We start from the raw sequence: 14,969 nt of genomic DNA on the forward strand, positions 1-14,969 counted from the left end.
TCCCCGTCCCAGAAAAAACATCCTTACAAAAAGAGGCCCTGGCCAAACGGCCAGGGCCTCACCAACTTTTATTCTGTTTTAATGACGGGCTGATTGCGCGCAGGAGGACCCCCAGGCGGGCCGGGGTGTAACCTCCGCGCGCAGTTTCGCAGCGAAGCGAGAATGTTTGAGCACGGAGGTTACACCCCGGCCCACCTGGGGGTCCTCCGTGAAACAAACCTACCTACTCGAGCTCAAACGCACCCGTGTACAGCTGGTAGTAATATCCGCGCTTGGCGATCAGCTCGTCGTGGTTGCCGCGCTCGATGATGCGGCCGTGGTCCAGGCAGATGATCGCATCGGAGTTGCGCACGGTAGAGAGGCGGTGCGCGATGACAAACGTCGTGCGACCCTCCATGAGCTTGTCCATGCCTGCCTGCACGATGGCCTCGGTGCGGGTATCGATGCTCGATGTGGCCTCGTCCAGAATCATCGCCGGCGGATCGGCGACGGCGGCGCGCGCGATCGAAATCAGCTGGCGCTGGCCCTGCGACAGCTGGGCGCCGTTGCCGGTGAGCATGGTGTCATAGCCGTCGGGCAGGCGGGTGATAAAGTCGTCCGCGCCGGCGAGCTTGGCGGCCTTGATGCACTCCTCGTCGGTGGCATTCAGGTTACCGTAGCGGATGTTGTCCATCACGGTGCCGGTGAACAGGTTCACATCCTGCAGCACTACGCCCAGCGAACGGCGCAGGTCGGACTTGCGAATCTTGTTGACGTTGATGCCGTCGTAGCGAATCTTGCCGTCGGCGATGTCATAGAAGCGGTTGATGAGGTTGGTGATGGTCGTCTTGCCGGCACCGGTGGCGCCGACAAACGCGACCTTCTGGCCCGGCTTGGCAAATACGGACACGCCGTGCAGCACCTCGTGGTCGGGCGTGTAGCCAAAGTCGACGTTGTCCATGACCAGGTCGCCACGCAGCGGCACGTACTCAATCTCGCCGGTTGCGCGGTGCGGATGCTTCCACGCCCACATGCCGGTGTGGTGGTCGGCTTCCTCGAGCTCCCAGGTCTCGGGGTTCACCTGCGCGTTGACGAGCGTCACGTAGCCCTCGTCGGCCTCGGGCTCCTCGTCGATGAGCTCAAAGATGCGGTCGGCGCCGGCCAGACCCATGACCACGGCGTTGATCTGCTGCGAGATCTGGCCGATCTGCCCGCAGAACTGCCTGGTCATGTTAAGGAACGGCACCACGACGGCAATGGACAGGCCCATGCCCGAGATGCTCAGGTTGGGCACGCCCAGCGCCAAGAAAATGCCGCCGGCCAGTGCGACCAGCACGTAGAGCAGGTTGCCCAGGTTCATAAGGATGGGCATGAGGATGTTGGCGTACATGTTGGCCTTCTGCGAGACTTCGAAGAGTTTCTCGTTGCGCTCATCGAAATCGGCCTCGGCGGCAGATTCGTGGCAGAACGCCTTGACGACTTTCTGGCCGTTCATAACCTCCTCGATGTGGCCCTCGACCACGCCGAGTTCGGTCTGCTGCGCGATAAAGAACCGCGCGGAGTTGGAGCCGAGGAGCTTGGTCATAAAGGTCATAAAGGTGACGCCTGCCACAATGACCAGGCACATCCACACGCTGTAGTACAGCATGATAAAGAACACCGAGCAGATGATGATGACCGTCAAAAGCAGGTTGGGCAGCGACTGGCTGATCATCTGGCGCAGCGTGTCGATATCGTTGGTGTAGTGGCTCATGATGTCGCCGCGCTGATGCGTGTCGAAGTAGCGGATCGGCAGGTCCTGCATACGGTTGAACATCATCTCGCGCAGCTTCTCGAGCGAGCCCTGCGTGATGATGGCCATGGCGCGGTTCCAGAAGAGCGAGGACAGGACGCCGACGCCGTAGATGCAGGCGAGCGTCGTGACGAGCTGTAGGATCTGCGGGCGCGCGGCTTCCCAATCACCCGACTGCCACGATTCGCTAATAATCTGCAGGGCACTTTGAAGGAACATCGGGCCGATGGCGTTGATGATGGCGCAGAGCACCACGCCGGCGGCAACGAGGGGCAAAAGCACGGGATAGAAGCCAAAGAGCGTCTTGATGAGGCGCGGCAGGGTGCCGCCCTTGCGGTTGAGCGCGCGCTCGGCGGTCGTTGCCTTACTCATGTGCCTCGCCTCCTTCCTGGGTCTGAGCTTGCGTTGCGGTCGTGTCGGTGTTGTCTGCCGCCGTGGTCGTATCGCCGGAAACGTCGCCGGCGTCCTCGCCCTCGGCAGACATCTTGTTTTGCGAGGTAAAGGTCTCGCGGTAGATCTCGCTCGTCTGGAGCAGCTCGTCATGGTTGCCGATCTGCGCGATGCGGCCACCCTCCATGACGATGATGCGGTCTGCATCCTGCACCGAGCTGATGCGCTGGGCAATGATGAGCTTGGTCGTGTTGGGCAGGTAGCTTGCCAGTCCTGCGCGAATCTTGGCGTCGGTCTTGGTGTCGACGGCGCTGGTGGAGTCGTCAAGAATCAAGATCCTGGGGCGACGCAGCAGAGCGCGGGCGATGCACAGGCGCTGCTTCTGGCCACCAGAGACGTTGGAACCGCCCTGCTCAATCCAGGTGTCGTAGCCCTTGGGGAAGCCGTCGACAAACTCGTCGGCGCAGGCCAGGTGCGCGGCCTCGCGGACCTCCTCGTCGGTGGCGTTCGGATCGCCCCAGCGCAGGTTCTCGGCGATCGTGCCGCTAAACAGCACGTTTTTCTGCAGCACCATGGCGACCTGGTGGCGCAGCGCGTCCAGGTCGTAATCGCGCACGTCCACGCCGCCCACGCGCACGGTGCCCTCGGTGGCGTCATATAGGCGGGCGATGAGGTTTACCAACGTGGACTTGGCCGAGCCGGTGCCGCCGATGATGCCGATCGTCTCGCCGCTCTTAATGTGCAGGTCGATGTCGTCGAGCGCCTGGCGCTTCGCATGCTCGGAATACTTAAAGCTCACGTGGTCGAAGTCGATGGAGCCGTCGGCCACCTCGTGCACGGGCTCGGCGGGATCGGTGATCGTGGGCTCGGCGGCCAGCACCTCGGTAATACGGTGCGCCGATTCGTCGGCCATGGTCACCATGACAAAGATCATCGACAGCTGCATCAGGCTCATCAGAATCTGGAAGCCGTAGGTAAAGGTCGAGGACAGCTGGCCCACGTCGAACAGCGTGCCTTGGCTCGTGATGATGAGCTTGGAGCCCAAGTAGATGATGACGACGAACGCGCCGTTGACGCAGATGTTCATCATGGGGTTGTTAAAGGCAAGGAGCTTCTCGGCGCGGGTGAAGTCCATCTGTACGTCGTGCGCAGCGGTCGCGAACTTTTCCTTCTCGTAGTCCTGGCGCACATAGCTCTTGACCACGCGCATGCCGGTGACGTTTTCCTCGACGGATTCGTTAAGGGCGTCGTACTTGTGGAACACGCGGGCAAAGATCGGACGTACCTTGTAGATAATAAAGAACAGGCCAAAGCCCAGCAGTGGAATCATGGCCAGGTAGACAAACGAGACGCTGCCGCCCATGGCGTAAGCCATGACGAAGGCGAAGACCAGCACCAGTGGCGAGCGCACGGCGATGCGGATGAGCATCATAAAGGCCTGCTGCACGTTGTTGATGTCGGTGGTGAGGCGGGTGACGAGCGAGGAGCTCGAGAACTCGTCGATGTTCGCAAAGCTGAACGTCTGGATCTTGTAGAACAGATCCTGACGCAGGTTTTTGGCAAAACCGCAGCTTGCGTGGCTACAGGTGACGCCGGCTGCCGCACCAAAGGCGAGCGATATCAACGCGATGAGCACGAGGACGCCCGAAGTGGGAAGTATCTCGGCCACGGTGGCGCCGTCTTTGATGGCGTCGATCAAGTTGGCAGTGATAAACGGGATCATCATCTCGCAGATTACCTCGCCGAGCACCAAAAGCGGCGTGGCGATCGTGACCTTCTTGTAATCGCGGATGCTGCCCATAAGGGTTTTAATCATCCAATCCCTCCCAGGTTTCGCGGATTTTATCGAGCATATCGGCGAGGTTCTTACGCTCATCGGGCGTGAGTGCACTAAATGCCTGCTCCCTAAAATGGATGCGGGCTGCCTGATCGATGCGGGCCTTTTTCCAGCCGATCTCGGTCAGGTGGATGGTGAGCTGTCGCCGATCCTTGGGATTGCGGCTGCGCTCGATAAGACCGTTGACCTCGAGTTTGGATAGGATTTCGGAAAGCGATCCCGGCTTAAGGTCAAAGTGCATGCCGAGCTCTTGCTGCGACATCTCGCCGCCGGGCTGTTTGGCGAGCAGGCAGATGATGGGTGCCTTGCCGGACACACCTCCACCGTGAAAGTGCAAGTGATGGCCGCAAAAGCCCAGATTATTGAGGATGCGCTTGGCAAGCTTGTCTTCGGCGCTGACCGCTTCGGGTATGTCTACCGGTTGCGACGGGTCACCGCCGGGCTCATGCGGAAGGACGAGTGGTTCAACACACATATCTAAGCTTCGCTCCTTTCTTTAGTTAGGTAGTTGAATTGTTTTGTGCCTAACCAATTTAGGAGCACGGTAAATAAATGTCAAGGTACCAAACTTATTATGTTCGAGCGGCACTTAGGGACGTTCCTTATGTGCCGGCATTTGGGGACACTCCTTGTGTCGACTAGTCATTTAAGAACGTCCCCAACGACTAACTTCCTCCTTCCCGTAACCTTTCCGCAACAATTCGTCCTCTGCGGTGCCAGCGCCCGTTCACAACGTCCCCTGCGCTACACTTAGTCGCACTGTGGCGCTGCCGCGCCGCGCCCGAAACAAGGGAGACCCTCATGAAGAATACTCAGCTGCTGCTGATTAACGATATGTGCGGCTACGGCAAGGTCGCGCTTTCCGCCATGCTGCCGGTGCTGTCGCACATGGGTTACCGTATCCACAATCTGCCGACGGCACTTGTGTCCGACACGCTCAACTACCCCAAGTTCTACATCCACGACACCACCGAGTACGTGCGTCAAAGCCTCGCTATCTGGGAGGAGCTCGGCTTTGAGTTCGACGCCATCTCGACCGGCTTTATCGTGACCGAGGAAGAGACGCGCATCATCTCGGACTTTTGCCACCGCCGTGCGCAAAAGGGCACCAAGGTGTTCGTCGATCCCATCATGGGTGACAACGGCAAGCTCTATGCCGGCGTGCCCGAGTCCACGATTGGCCTCATGCGGCACCTGCTGGAGTGCGCAGACTACGCGGTGCCCAACTACACCGAGGCCTGTCTGCTCGCCGATACGCCTATTGCAGAGCAGATCACGCCCGATGAGGCCCGCGCCCTTGTGGACGCCGTGCGCGAGTTGGGTGCCAAGTCGGTGGTCATTACGAGCGCCGTGGTCAATGGCACGAACGCGGTTATCGGTTACGACCATGTAGCGGGGGAGTACTTCACGATTCCCTTTGAGCTCATTCCGGTCTATTTCCCGGGTACGGGCGACACGTTCTCGGCAGTGCTCGTCGGCCGCGTTATGGCAGGTTGGAGTCTGCAGCGCGCGACGTCCGATGCCATGCGCGTGGTGGCTGAGCTTATCGAGCGCAATGCCGATCAAGAGGACAAGTCGGCCGGCCTGCCCATCGAGGCCTGCTTGGACGTGATCGACCATGAGTAATGCTGGCGAGGGCGGCGTCAAGCCTGCGGGCGAGAACAAGCCGCTCGGCGCGCCGCGTGGCAAGCGTCCGCGTATCCGCGTGAGCTGCGTGGACCAGCTAGGTGCGTGCCGCTGCCACCATGGTCACAAGCCGGGCGACGTTTTTGACTTCGACCGAGACCGCGGCAAGATGTGCGCCATGGCCTGCCATGTGGGCTTTCCCTATATCGATATCCTGCGCTATGGCGGAACCGTGCCTGGCAACGAGCCTGGTACGGCAAAGTTCTGCTGCCCCGAGGTCGACACCCTCAACGTCTGGCTTGCCGAGATCGTCGACGAATAGGTGAGCGTGGATTTTCTCCCGCCAAGATAACGAGGGTGGATTATCTCCCGTTTTGGACGCAATTTCGTATTCAAAGTGGGAGATAATCCACCCTCGATTTGCATATGGGAGAAAATCCTCCCTCGATGTATGCCGATGGCGCGGTTCGCGCGCTCGATAGCCTACAGTTGCTCGAGCATAGCAGTGCAACCGTCGAGTACGTCGCGGTAGGTGGCATCGAAGTTGCCGGTGTACCAGGGATCGGCCACGTCGCCGGGGCGCCCGGTCCAATCGAGCAAGCGCGTAATCTTGCCGTCGGGGTCGTCGCCAAAGATGCGACGCAGGCCACGCGTGTTCTCAGCATCCATATAGACAATGTGGTCCCAGTTGCCATACTCTGCTCGATGCGCCTGGCGGGCACGGTGCGCAACGACGGGAATCCCGACTTCGCGCAGCTTGGCGACCGTGCCATGATGCGGCGGGTTGCCGATCTCCTCAGTTGAGGTCGCTGCGGAATCGATGACAAACTCCGCCTCGCGCCCAGCGCGGCGCACGAGCTCGGTAAACACCGACTCAGCCATCGTCGAGCGGCAGATATTCCCATGACAGATAAACAGTACGCGTTGCATATGCGGTTTCCTTTCGATCGCCATCATCGAGCTCGAGTATCGCATCTGTGCTTACGCTCTCGCCCGCTTGCGCTCCCAGCGAGCCAGCTTAATCGTCACCAGCGTGAGCGCCCAGGCCACAAGCGAGAACGCGGCGCCAACCGCGCCAACGTAGGCAATGCCAACGCTGCTTACCACGGCGCCGCCCACTGCGGTGCCAAACGAGATGCCGACGTTAAACGCCATGGGCTCAACCGAACTTGCGAGTACCATCGACTTGGGATGGCGGCTGCGTGCCACGTCCATAAAGTGCGTGATGCACGACACCGAGAACAGGTACATGAGCAACGCCAAGCTAAAGACAAAGACCAGCGCGAGCGGCATGGTGCCGCCCACGGCAAACAGCCCGAGTAACGCCGCAGCCTGCAGTACAAACGTCACAAGCAGTGCCTTCATGCCAAAACGCGCGTCGATCCATCCGCCCAAGATGTTCGAGACCAGGCAGAACACGCCGTAGGCCATAAGCGTGGTGCTCGCCTGAACAGTGCCCATACCCAGCACCTGCTCAAGATAAGGCGTCACGTAGCCGTAGAACACATAGACCGATCCCACGCCAAACAAAAAGATGAGCATGCCGGTGATGATGCTCGGTTCGCGTAGCAGACCCGCCTGCTCGCGGAAGGTAGCGGGTTCGTCGGTCTGTCCGGCGCGCGGCATAAACGCCACGAGCGCTCCGCAGATCAAAACGGCAAAGGTCAGCGTACCGTACATGGCCACGTGCCAGTCGAGCGTGTCGGCCACAAACTTGCCAATCGAGGTCACAAAGACCATCGCCACGGAAAACGCGCCGTACACGACCGAGATGGCAAGCGAAGTTTGCTGCGGGGACAGCAGCTCGGGGATGTACGTCACGCCCACGGCGAGCAGTGCGCCCGAGACGGATCCCAGGACAATGCGCGAGATAAACAGTACCTGGAAGTTGGGCGCCAACGCCATGACCAGATTGCCGAGCACAAAGATAATGCTGTAGCACACGAGCAGCTGGTAACGACGGAAGCGCCCCGTGCTGAGCGCAAGCACCGGCGTCGCGATGGCGTAGACCAGTGCAAAAACGCTGATGAGCTGGCCCGCAGCGGCAAGCGATATGCCGAGTTCCGTCGCCAGGTCACTTTCGATGCCGATGACCACGAACTCGGAGCAGCCGAGCGAGAATCCCAGCAGCACGAGCAGCGCTAGGCAGAGCCTGGTGCGCGCGGGGGAGAGCGCGGCGGCGGTTGACTTACTTTTAGGCGTGGTTGCGGCGGTCAAGGTTGTCACTCCAATGTCGCATGAATAAGCGGGATTCAATCCCTGCAACTCTAACAGAATGTGTCAGGTGCCTGCCTCCTTTGTCGCAGGCTGCGCTTGCCTGTATAGTCGCAATACAGGCGAAGATGGTCTCAGGTACATTGCGGGCGACAGGAGATCCCATGGGTATGCACACGACAAAGGTTGTGGTGGGCGAGGGCAAGTTTGCGCTCGAGGCCCAGTTGACGGTGACGCCGCGAGGCATGGCGGTGTACGCCTGCTCGCCGGAATTTGCGCACCTGGGCGCCACGGCACAGGCCATTCCGCGTCCCGAGCCCGGCCGTACGGCGACGGTGAGCATCCTGGCCGTTCCGTGCCATCGAGACGAGATCCCGGCGCACGATATCGCAGCGGCGCTGGCCACGCGCTTTAGTGTGCCGGTAGTTGCAAGCACGGGTTTTCATGTTGAACAGGCAAGCGGGGACGACCTGAAGCGCATGCTCGATACCACCAAGGAACTCATCGCCGCGCTCGAGGAGGCCGCAGCCCGCATTCTGCGCGCCGGCTGGGATGAGGGCGGCGCAGGCGCCGAGGTCGTGGCGGTCGATGCCGCGACCGGCGAGGCGCTTGGCCCCGTCGACCGCATCGAGGCCCATACCGGCGAGGGAATCCTGCATCAGGCATTTCTGACGCTTCTGGTCGAGGGCCAGGGCGAAGACGCGCGCCTGCTGCTCTGTCGTCGCAGCCCGCTCAAACGCCTGTGGGGCGGGGTGCTGGCCGATGGCTGTGCCGGCCATCCGCTCCCCGGGGAAGACGTCGCGGCCGCCACGGCACGTCGCATCAACGAAGAGCTTGGCATCACGCGCGAGCCCGATCAGCTCAAGCACCTCGGACACGTGGTGTACCGCGAGGACCACGGCGACGGCCGCTGCGAGTGCGAATGGTGCGAGGTGTTCGTAGCCCATGTTGAGCCGGGCGAGCTGCATATCAACCAAGAGGAGATCTCGGAGGTGCGCCGCGTGGTGCCCTCCGAGCTCAAAGGCTATCTGTAGGGTCACCCCGAGCAGCTGGCCCCCTGGCTCCGCGAGGCTCTGGAGGTCCCCTCCATCCGCACAGCCCTTGCTATGTGAAAAAAGACAGTCCCGTTGCCACATCCAAACCGTCGCAACATTCGACGAAAATCTCGAAAACGAGGAAAAGCGTCGAATGTTGTGATGGTTTTTGTCCAGGGGATCGCTTCTCATCCAAAAAAATCCGCTTGACTGTATTGCCACAACACAGCGCAACGTAAGGGGTGTCCGATAACGGGCGCCCCTTTTTAAGTGGCAACGTGGCCGCGAATCCGGAGCGCCCCCAACAAGAAAGGTGGGGAGATGGAAGCGGAAAAGAAGGCGTTTAAGATCACCAAGCGCGAAATTGGCTTTGTGCTGGGTATCGTTGTCTTTTTGCTGGTGAAGTTTCTTCCTTTGGTGGAGCTGAGCTCGACGGTCGAGCTTACGGCCGGCGGTCAGACCTGTCTGGCGTTGACGCTTGCCACGGTGGTGTTCTGGGCGTGTGGCGTGGCACAGCCGGGCTTTGTGGGCCTACTCTATTGCGCGCTGCTCGTTCTGTTCAAGGTGTGCGTGGACGACACGGGTGCCGCGAGCATCTCGGCGACGGTCGCCTCCACGTTTAGCTCGTGGACCAAAGCCACCATGTGGCTCGTCATCGGCGCCTACCTCATCGCCAGCGCGGTCAAGGAGTCGGGCCTGGGCGAGCGCATCGCCTATGCGTTTATGCTCAAGTTCGTGCGCGATGCCAAGTCGCTCATCATCTCAATCTTCGCGCTCACCTTTGTGCTGTCGCTGCTGATCCCGCATCCGTTCCCCCGCGCCTTCCTCATCCTCGCCGTCGTCTCGGTCATTGCCGAGTCCGCCGGCTACGGTGACGACGACCGCGGCAAGCTCGGCTTCCTCGTGTTTGCCGCTGCTGCCCCGGGCTCCATGTTCTTCCTGACGGGCGACTCCACGCTCAACCCGCTCGTCGCGCAGTACAGCGCCGAGGCCGGCGGCATGAGCCCGTCCTTTGTCGACTGGTTCCTGTACATGAGCGTGCCTATGCTGGTCGCGCTGCTGTGCACCCTGTTCCTGGGTCTCTTCCTCTTTAAGCCCAGCAAGGAGCTCGTCTACGATCGCGAGCAGATCGTGGCCAAGCAGGCCGCGCTCGGCAAGCTCTCCGTCAAGGAGATCCGCACCATCGTGTGGCTTGTCATCGCCATCGCGCTGTGGCTTACCGTCTCGGGCGATTACATCGGCTGGGTGACACTTGCCATCGGTGTCGCGCTCGCCATGCCCATCATCGGCGAGGTTCTCACTCCTGCCAGCTGGAACGCTGTCGACATCAAGTCCCTCATGTTCCTGACGGCCGCCATGGCCGTGGGTTCCGTGGGCGGTGCCACCGGCATGAACGCCTGGATCGCCGATGTCGTGCTTCCCAGCTCCGTGCCCGAGAACATCTTCCTGTTCGCCCTGCTTGTCGCCGCGCTTTCCATGATCATCCACATGTTCATGGGCTCGGTCATGGCCGTGCTCGGCGTGTGCGTGCCGGCGTTCATCAGCTTTGCGGCCGGCTCCAGCGTGAGCCCGCTCGCCGTGGCGCTCATCGTCTTTACGTCCATCAACATCCACTACATCCTGCCGTTCCATAACCTGCCGATCCTTATCGGCGAGGGCAAGGACGCTGGCGGCTACACCTCCAAAGAGGCTATGCGCATGGGCATTCCCCTCACTGCGGTCGTCTTTATCGTCGTGCTGGTCGAGGCCGCCTGGTTCCACCTCTTTGGCCTGATGTAAGCAGTCGAGTGCTTGGCTGTAATTAGCCGAGTGCTTGAACTGCGAGTGCCCGAGCGCCCCATCTATGAGCGCTGCGGCCCCATTACGTTACCAAGCCGGCGGCACTCCCGCCGCCGGACACTCTCCCGAAAGGAGCACGCTATGTCCACTACCGATGCTTCCCAGATCCACGATCTGCGCTCCGCGCTCGACTTTTTGCGCGAGATGCCGGGCCAGCTGCTCGAGACCGACACCCAGGTCGACGCGGACGCCGAGGTCTCGGGCGTCTATCGTCGCGTCGGTGCCGGCGGCACCGTTATGCGTCCGACCAAAGAGGGCCCGGCGATGGTCTTCAACAACGTCAAGGGCTTTGACGATGCCAAGGTCTGCATCGGCATGCTTGCCAGCCGCAAGCGCGTTGCCGCCCTGCTCGACCTCGACGAGGAGCACCTGGGCCTCGAGATCGGCAAGCGCTTCGAGAACCTGATCGCGCCCGAGCAGATCGCCGAGGGTGCGCACGTCGACTGCCAAGAGGTCGTGTACAAGGCGACCGACGAGGGCTTTGACCTGCGCAAGATCGTTCCCGCTCCCACCAACACGCCCGTCGACGGCGGCCCCTACATCACCATGGGCCTCGCTTATGGCACGAGCCCCGACGGCTCCCAGTCCGACGTGACCATCCACCGCTTCTCCTGCGTCGACAAGGACAAGCTCGCCATGTGGATCACTCCGGGCAGCCGTCACCTTGGCGCGTTCTTTGACGAGTACTGCCAGCGCGGCGAAGACATGCCCATCTCCATCTCCATCGGTCTGGACCCCGCCGTGTACATGTGCTGTGGCTTCGAGGCGCCCACCACGCCGCTCGGCTTTAACGAGCTGCAGATCGCCGGCGCCCTGCGCGGCCACGCCGTCGAGCTTGCCGACTGCGTCACCGTTCCGCAGAAGTGCATCGCCAATGCCGAGTATGTGCTCGAGGGCTACCTCATGCACGACGAGACCATCAACGAGGACGTCAACGGCCACGGCTACGCCATGCCCGAGTTCCCCGGCTACACCGGTGGCGCCAAGGTCTGCCCGGTGATCAAGATCACCGCCGTCACCACGCGCGTCAATCCCATCATGGAGAGCTGCATCGGTCCCTCGCACGAGCACGTGTCCATGGCCGGCATCCCCACCGAGGCATCCATCTACAAGATGGTCGAGACCGCCATCCCGGGCCGCCTGCTCAACGTCCACGCTGCCCCCTGCGGCGGCGGCAAGTTCGTTGCCATCATGCAGTTCAAGAAGTCGAGCAAAAATGACGAGGGCCGTCAGCGCAACGCCGCCATGCTCGCCTTCTCGGCATTCTCCGAGCTCAAGCACGTCATCCTTGTTGACGAGGATGTCGATATCTTCGATATGAGCGACGTGATGTGGGCCATGACCACGCGCTTCCAGGCCGACGTGGACCTCATCACCATCCCCGGTTGCCACTGCCACGTGCTCGATCCGTCCAACGACCCCGCGTTCGACCCCACGATCCGCGAGCACGGCATCGCCTGCAAGGCCATCTTCGACTGCACGGTTCCGTTCGACCTCAAGAAGAACTTCATCCGCTCGCAGTTCATGGAGATCGACAAGGACAAGTGGGCCAAGGAGATTGCTTTCTAGTAAGTAGCCCTACCAAGTAGTCAAGGAGTTGTCATGCCTGAGTCTTCTGTCCGTCCCCGTCGCATCGTCGTTGGCGTTTCGGGCGCCAGCGGTGCCGCGCTGGGCCTTGAGTGCCTCAAATGCCTGCGCCAGGCCGGTGCCGAGTCGGCGCTTGTCGTCACGCGCGGGGGAGAGATTACCATCGAGCAGGAGCTCGGCATGACGCTCGACGAGTTTGCGTGCCATGCCGATGTGGTCTACGACAACAAGAACATCGGCGCCGCCATCGCAAGCGGCACCTATCCGGTCGACGGCATGATCGTGGCGCCCTGCTCCATGAAGACGCTCGCCGGCATCGCGAGCGGCTACAGCGAAAACCTGTTGCTGCGCGCGGCCGATGTTCAGATGAAAGAGCAGCGCCGCCTGGTGCTCATGGTGCGTGAGACGCCCTTCAGCGCCATTCATGTCGACAACATGGCGCGCCTTGCGCGCGTACCGGGCGTCATGCTCATGCCGCCCATGCTCACGTTTTACAACGGCCCCGCCACGCTCGATGACGCGGTGCACCACATCGCCGCCAAGGCGCTCGAGGCCGTCGGCGTGTCATGCGCAAACTATAAGCGCTGGTCATAGGCGTCTTTAGGGTAGGATACGAGTAGTGTTTGAGCCCGCTGCCCCTGTGGGCGGCGGGCTTTGTGCGCTAAAAGGATGTGTCAGGAGGACTTATGCAGACGGGCATGTATGCGATTAGCGAGATGGCGAGCTTGTTTAATGTTTCGCGCCAAACGCTCATCTACTACGACAAGATCGGCCTGTTTAAGCCCGCCGTGGTCAACGAAAAAGGCTACCGCTTCTATTCGCCCACGCAGATCCCGCTCATGCGTCTGATTTGCATGCTGCGCGACCTGGGGCTCGAACTCGACGAGATCGACCGCCTAACCTCGACGTTCGACATTGGCGAGATGACCGATCACCTGCGCTCGCGGGTGCAGGCGCTCGATGAACAGATCGCTGAGCTCAAAGCCGAGCGCGCGAGCGTACAGGAGCGTCTAAGCTTTTACGACGAGGCGGTTTACTGGCGCGAGCGCGAGGGCAAGCCGGAGCTCAAGCAATTCGAGCGCCGCTACGTGGTCTTTGAGGAGTTTCCGGGCGATATAGAGCGCGGCCGCTCGATGCTTCACCCCACGCTCATGCGGGCAATCCTGCGCATGCGTGCGCTGACGGGCACGCGTCCCATGCGCGGCTGGGGCGCCATGCTGCGTCGCGAGGCGCTGCATTCCGACGACCCCGTCGCCGGCGCCGGCTCCTTTGCCGTGCTACCGCGCGGTGTCGAGGAGCTGCTGCCGAGCGATCCCGCCGAGCTGGCAGAGATCGGCATCGAAGTGCTGCCCGAGGGCACATATCTGTGCATGAGCCGCTGGGGCATGCCGTACGAGCCCGAGGGCATCCGCGCCGTCGTGGCCTGCATGGACAAGCACGCGCTCCAGCCCGTTGGCAACGCCTTCGACTTTTGCTACCTCGATACTACGAGCTACGACGAGTCCCACCAAGAGGACTTTTGCTGCATCCAAATCCCCGTCGCCCTCTAGATGTGACAAGGGGACTGCTCCTTCGTCACATTCGTGGTGTGGCTGCTGCCCAAACCGTCACAACATTCGATGAAAATCTCGAAAACGAGGAAAAGCGTCGAATGTTGTGACGCTTTTCCTGTCTGTGCCGGCGAGCTCCCGTGTCATCTGGGGGTATAAGGCTAGCAAGTGTTTATTTGCGAGGCCAAGGGGGCGCCCCGTATGGATATCGATAACTTTGAATGGTGGTATAGCGAGGGCGAGGCTCCGGACGAGGAGTGGGACGAGCCCGCGCCGCGTGACGTGTCGAGCGACGAGGACGAGACCGGCAGCGATGCTGCTGTCGAGCCTGACGCCGCCTCCGATGCCGCCGAGCCCCTGACCTTCGAGCAGGCCTGGGCCCAGGCCGAGGCCGACGAGGCAAAGGCCGATGCCACGGCCACGCTCGGTGAGCCGGCCGATATGTCCATCTCGCCGGCAAAGACCCCGCAACCTCGCCATAACATCGACCCCGACAGCACGGCATCCTTCAGCATTCTCGACGTGCCCTCGCAGGGTGCTCAGGCGCCCGCGCCCACGCGTCGCCCCAATCTGTCTCGCGAGGAAGATGCGGGACGTCGCTCGCCGCTCGGCCCCATTCTCATCGCCTTTATGGCCGGCGTCATCGCTTGCTCGGCGATCGGAAATGTCTGGAGTCACGTGGAGCAACAGCGCAAAGACGCCGCCAAGGTCGAGATGTCCGTCGAACAATCGCTCAGCCGCACGCGCTCGGTGCATGTGTCGGTCGAGGTTAAGGACGGCGCGACGTGGGATACCGCGCGCGGCGATAGCCAAATGCTCGTCCATATCGTGGGCCGCACACTCAAGGGACAAGCAATCGACGAGTATCAATACGTCAATTCCGAAGGTGACGGCATCGAGCTCAAGCCCGGCGACTACGAGCTCACGGTCGATGAGCCGCCCGTCGCCACCGACGGCACGCGTTACCGTGCCTCAAAGCGCATGGTTCCGGTGAGTTTTAATTCACAGGCGCCCGATACGGTCGATAGCACGCCGCAGGGCGGGTTTGACCTTTACGCTATTGCTCAATAACTGCACCTGTCGCTCAACCCCGCCGCCAAGAGTGGGACAATAGCCCTCGA

Annotated in this window: 13 protein-coding genes; 8 read left to right on the forward strand and 5 right to left on the reverse strand. The window is 61.4% G+C overall.

Annotated elements, in window-relative coordinates:
* Window positions 1–223: 223 nt before the first annotated feature.
* Genes DW003_RS08160 through DW003_RS08170 form a run of 3 tightly spaced genes read right to left on the reverse strand, consistent with a single transcriptional unit; the run spans window position 224 to window position 4,473 of the window.
* Complete coding sequence (locus tag DW003_RS08160) at window positions 224–2,143, reverse strand: ABC transporter ATP-binding protein (RefSeq protein WP_118385011.1); 1,920 nt, start codon at window positions 2,141–2,143, stop codon at window positions 224–226.
* Window positions 2,136–3,977: an ABC transporter ATP-binding protein gene (locus tag DW003_RS08165; RefSeq protein WP_118385010.1), complete on the reverse strand. Its 1,842-nt coding sequence runs from the start codon at window positions 3,975–3,977 to the stop codon at window positions 2,136–2,138. The genes DW003_RS08160 and DW003_RS08165 overlap by 8 nt, the downstream gene beginning before the upstream one ends.
* Complete coding sequence (locus DW003_RS08170; RefSeq protein WP_118388509.1) at window positions 3,970–4,473, reverse strand: MarR family winged helix-turn-helix transcriptional regulator; 504 nt, start codon at window positions 4,471–4,473, stop codon at window positions 3,970–3,972. The genes DW003_RS08165 and DW003_RS08170 overlap by 8 nt, the downstream gene beginning before the upstream one ends.
* A 326-nt stretch (window positions 4,474–4,799) precedes the next feature.
* Here DW003_RS08170 and DW003_RS08175 point away from each other — a divergent pair, with 326 nt between their 5' ends.
* A complete protein-coding gene (locus DW003_RS08175) occupies window positions 4,800–5,624 on the forward strand; it encodes a PfkB family carbohydrate kinase (RefSeq protein WP_117797594.1) in 825 nt (274 codons plus the stop codon).
* A complete protein-coding gene (locus DW003_RS08180) occupies window positions 5,617–5,946 on the forward strand; it encodes a TIGR04076 family protein (RefSeq protein WP_192934641.1) in 330 nt (109 codons plus the stop codon). The genes DW003_RS08175 and DW003_RS08180 overlap by 8 nt, the downstream gene beginning before the upstream one ends.
* A gap of 161 nt (window positions 5,947–6,107) precedes the next feature.
* Here the strand turns inward: DW003_RS08180 and DW003_RS08185 are convergent, their stop codons facing one another.
* Window positions 6,108–6,554: a low molecular weight protein-tyrosine-phosphatase gene (locus DW003_RS08185; protein WP_187361918.1), complete on the reverse strand. Its 447-nt coding sequence runs from the start codon at window positions 6,552–6,554 to the stop codon at window positions 6,108–6,110.
* 51 nt (window positions 6,555–6,605) lie between these two features.
* Window positions 6,606–7,850, reverse strand: a complete 1,245-nt coding sequence (locus DW003_RS08190) for an MFS transporter (protein WP_233545553.1) — start codon at window positions 7,848–7,850, stop codon at window positions 6,606–6,608.
* A gap of 152 nt (window positions 7,851–8,002) precedes the next feature.
* On the opposite strand from DW003_RS08190, the gene DW003_RS08195 reads away from it, so the two are divergent.
* The 6 genes from DW003_RS08195 to DW003_RS08220 all read left to right on the forward strand — a co-directional run bounded on the left by DW003_RS08195 (window position 8,003) and on the right by DW003_RS08220 (window position 14,919).
* A complete protein-coding gene (locus tag DW003_RS08195) occupies window positions 8,003–8,872 on the forward strand; it encodes an isopentenyl-diphosphate delta-isomerase (RefSeq protein WP_158573215.1) in 870 nt (289 codons plus the stop codon).
* Between the two features lie 321 nt (window positions 8,873–9,193).
* Complete coding sequence (locus DW003_RS08200) at window positions 9,194–10,651, forward strand: SLC13 family permease (RefSeq protein WP_199665672.1); 1,458 nt, start codon at window positions 9,194–9,196, stop codon at window positions 10,649–10,651.
* 141 nt (window positions 10,652–10,792) lie between these two features.
* Window positions 10,793–12,280: a UbiD family decarboxylase gene (locus DW003_RS08205; protein ID WP_118260166.1), complete on the forward strand. Its 1,488-nt coding sequence runs from the start codon at window positions 10,793–10,795 to the stop codon at window positions 12,278–12,280.
* Between the two features lie 33 nt (window positions 12,281–12,313).
* Window positions 12,314–12,892: a UbiX family flavin prenyltransferase gene (locus DW003_RS08210; protein ID WP_118388515.1), complete on the forward strand. Its 579-nt coding sequence runs from the start codon at window positions 12,314–12,316 to the stop codon at window positions 12,890–12,892.
* Window positions 12,893–12,984: 92 nt separating this feature from the next.
* On the forward strand, window positions 12,985–13,848 hold the full coding sequence (locus DW003_RS08215; RefSeq protein ID WP_118388517.1) for a MerR family transcriptional regulator: 864 nt from the start codon (window positions 12,985–12,987) through the stop codon (window positions 13,846–13,848).
* A 201-nt stretch (window positions 13,849–14,049) separates the two neighbouring features.
* A complete protein-coding gene (locus tag DW003_RS08220; protein WP_118388519.1) occupies window positions 14,050–14,919 on the forward strand; it encodes a hypothetical protein in 870 nt (289 codons plus the stop codon).
* Window positions 14,920–14,969 lie beyond the last annotated feature (50 nt).

The sequence above is a fragment of the Collinsella sp. AF36-3AT genome (genome assembly GCF_003475205.1).
In the GTDB taxonomy this organism is placed as follows: Bacteria; Actinomycetota; Coriobacteriia; order Coriobacteriales; family Coriobacteriaceae; genus Collinsella; species Collinsella aerofaciens_AF.